The sequence below is a fragment of the Chitinimonas taiwanensis DSM 18899 genome, assembly GCF_900119825.1.
Classification (GTDB): domain Bacteria; phylum Pseudomonadota; class Gammaproteobacteria; order Burkholderiales; family Chitinimonadaceae; genus Chitinimonas; species Chitinimonas taiwanensis.
Genome location: NZ_FPKR01000024.1, coordinates 1 through 3,304, shown reverse-complemented (window position 1 = coordinate 3,304; position 3,304 = coordinate 1). Strand labels below are relative to the sequence as shown.

The 3,304-nt window shown below is 47.0% G+C and carries 3 protein-coding genes; all 3 read left to right on the top strand.

The genetic code is table 11. The features are described from left to right. The coding region (locus BT173_RS18910; protein ID WP_217651517.1) for a hypothetical protein at positions 1-455 on the top strand (455 nt) is incomplete at its 5' end. 148 nt (positions 456-603) lie between these two features. Then, positions 604-1,728 (top strand): DUF3800 domain-containing protein, encoded by a 1,125-nt coding sequence (locus BT173_RS18905; RefSeq protein ID WP_072430232.1) that lies wholly within the window; start codon positions 604-606, stop codon positions 1,726-1,728. A 112-nt stretch (positions 1,729-1,840) separates the two neighbouring features. After that, entirely contained in the window at positions 1,841-2,872 is a 1,032-nt protein-coding gene (locus tag BT173_RS18900; protein WP_072430231.1) for a DUF2971 domain-containing protein, read from the top strand. The last annotated feature ends 432 nt before the right edge of the window (positions 2,873-3,304 follow it).

The window sequence follows — 3,304 nt, the reverse complement described above, 5'->3', positions numbered from 1 at the left end:
TTGGCGATGACGGGTGGAAACGCCATCGTGGCACTGCGGTGCCGTTGCGGCTTCGCCGCTCATCCGGGACGGGGAAGTCCCTTTTATTCGTTAGAGCGCACATGTCTCCCGAACAGCTTCACTGGACTGAGAGCAATATCGAAAGCATTTCGGTTTCAGGCCGAGAGCTAGTAGTGATTGCGTCTCAGGTTTTTGCTTTGGGTGTTGCGGGCGGCCCGTTGAAAGTAAAGGTCACCTACTCAAACGTAGCTAGCGCTACGCGCGAAGTCACCGAATACATCGGTGATCCAAAAGAGAGCCCTCAATTCAAAGAGCAGCGCATCTATCAGGACGTTGAGCCTGCGGATCTTCCCAATGTGAAAACCTACGGCATTGAGGGCATTTCCACATTTAGCCCCATTGCGTGGATTGATCTTGAAGTTCAAGCCCAAGGAGCTTCCGTTGAATTTCTGTAATTCAAAACCATCACGGGTTTGGCGAAAGCGCTCTAACCCTACAGTCAAGCGGACCGCCACAAGCTGCGCTTGTGGTTCCCTTCACGCTACGCGCTCCGGCGTCCGCCTACTTCCTAGTTAACCGCCAAGATTTTGCGGGGTCTGCACCATGTATTTCTACGTTGACGAAAGTGGCCACACAGGTCCAAATTTATTCGACGAAACGCAGCCCATGCTCTATTACGGAGTTCTCTCAAGCAAGGTCAACGTTGATTTGTTGGCCGAGGATTCTCTTAGGAAGCTGCGGCAACGCGCAAAGGTGCTGCGTCTCCATGCAAATGAACTCGGCAATGGTGGTCTTGTGCCATTGGCAAGCGAACTATTAGCACTTCAAAGACGCCTCAACTTCAGGTTTGACTTATACCGCGTTGCAAAGCCAGATCACGCAATAATTTGCTTTTTCGACCAAGTTTTCGATCACGGAAATAACCCTGCAATCACGTGGACGGGATATTGGACCCCAATGCGCTATGTTCTACTTCTGAAGCTGGCCAAATTATTCGACAAGGACATCGCAAAACAAGCGTGGGAAGCCAGAATAGAAACCGATAGCGACAAAGCAGATGCCTTGCTTACTTCCGTATGCATGGAATTGCGTTCTAGAGTTGGTCATTTGCCAGATGCTAGATCTAGGCAGCTTATCTCAGATACTCTAGAATGGGCCGAAAAAAATCCAAAGAAAATTTATTACAACACAAAGAAAAAGAAGGACAAGCTTCAAATAACACCAAATATAATTGGCTTTCAATCAGTAATGCATGGAATTGCATCGCGATTGAAGACTAAAAAAGCCAAAGCAGCAGCGATCATTGTTGATCAACAATCTCAATTTAACAAGGCACAAAAAAGCCTTTCTGAATACTTTGCTGCGCTTAGTGACTTACCTGCAGCTAACGGGCCGGGACTTCCAGCGATTGACTTTAGCGGCATGCCAAAGATTCCAATAGAATTTGCGTCAAGTGCAAATAGCGCGGGTCTTGAGCTTGTTGACCTCCACCTCTGGGTATTCAAACGTACAATGGAAGGTAAAGAGCTTGCTCCAGAACTTTACAGACTGATTGAGCCACACCTCTACCGAGGCCGTACAGATGAAATATCACTGAATGCCATTGCTGCTAGATGGGAGCGCTGGTTTGAAGAGCTACCAGATCCTACACCAGAACAGCTTGAGCGAAGCCAAAGTTTAATTGCATACGATGAAGAGAGGAGACTTCGTGCGATACAAGGCGGCTAACCTTTCGGTCAACGTGATGGCCCAAAGCTGCGCTTTGGCATTCCTCCATGCCTGCGGCATTCCGGTCGCCCTTTACCTACAACGTTACACATAAAGGCGAGATACGAGACACATGAGAGTTTTTAAATATAGAGGGGGAGATGAAGATATATTTCATCGAGATCTCGTATCTTTAGAAAAGGATACTTTTTGGTCTCCAACCATTAATAAATTGAATGATCCGTGCGAGGGGTTGGTTTTTCACGAAGACCTTCTAACTCAACTTGATTTGACTGCTGGGATTCTAGGGAAAGGCAGCAAAGAAGTGGCGAAATCTGTAGAGGAAGTTAAGCAGTCACTAAGAGAGCTTATTGAGAAAAAAGATTCAGCAGGAATTTATTCACTTAGTAAAAGCTGCACAGATGAGCTGCTATGGGCCCACTATGCAAATAGTCATGAGGGTTTTTGCATTGAGTATGAACTAGATGCTTTGGTTTATTTTGGCCGAGATGATTATCACACATTCGACGTCGCATATAGTGATAACCCGCCTAGCCTTCATATCAATGATATGTTGAAAATTAATGACAAAGTCAGTTTCATTCAAAAGCTTATTGGTATTAAGTCGAAAAAATGGGCTTATGAGAAAGAAATTAGAGTGGTTACCTCTGTGGCCGGCCTTCAATGCTATGATTACAGGGCTGTAAAAGCTATTTATTTCGGGCTCCGCATGCTCGAAGAAAGAAAGCTGGAAGTGATGAAAAGACTTTGTGGTAGAGGCATTAAATACTATCAGATTCATTTAAAAAATAATTCATATGAGTTTATTGCCAAAGCTATTGATGATCAATACCCAACAGATATGAAATATTTGTATTCAATTGCTCCTATAGCTGAATGTGCGGTTGATCCAAGTACTTTAAATGAGAAGTGGTCTGAATTTTCTCCTTACCTAGACAAGATGGCGGAGATTGTGCGGCGAGAGCCATACTGTAACGAAGTTCAAATGGTTGAGGTTAGCCACGATAAAAGTAAGCCGGGGAAGCCCGTATTTTTTGGACAGTATCAAAGATCAAAATATAGATACGAGAATATGTATCTTACTCCAGAACAAATTGATGAAAGATATTCGAGTATCACAGATCTAGGGCATAAAAATGTGTAACAAAGCGCCGCTAGGGACAAACCTCCGCTACGCTTCGGTTTGCCCCAGAGTGCGGCGTTATCTGCTTAGGCCGACAAGGGGCCTCTCGGCAATGCTTCTCTAAGTGCTGCTTTTGCCGGATTGATTTTTTTGGGGGATTTTCCCCTTGGGCGCGCGCTCGTATCCCCGCCACGCCCGCCCGCTTCATAGGGCGCATTTTATGCACCCTGCAGAACCCACCCCGCCCGCGCCAGTACTGGCGCGCTGCGGGGGGCGTAGGGCCTCGCGAATTTATGCGTTTTTATGCACCTAGCTTATGCACCTGGGCAACCTGCCTCCGCTCGGTCGCTTCGCCCACTTCCCGCCTGCATTCCCTAGCCCGCTAAGGGCCGTCTAGCGCTGTCCTGGCGCGTCCCTATCTGGACTGCCCCGGGTCTGGTAGACATCCGCAGC

Bases quoted from the DNA above. Each gene is read 5' to 3' on its own strand.
- BT173_RS18905 (WP_072430232.1), top strand. From the start codon at position 604: ATGTATTTCTACGTTGACGAAAGTGGCCACACAGGTCCAAATTTATTC.
- BT173_RS18900 (WP_072430231.1), top strand. From the start codon at position 1,841: ATGAGAGTTTTTAAATATAGAGGGGGAGATGAAGATATATTTCATCGA.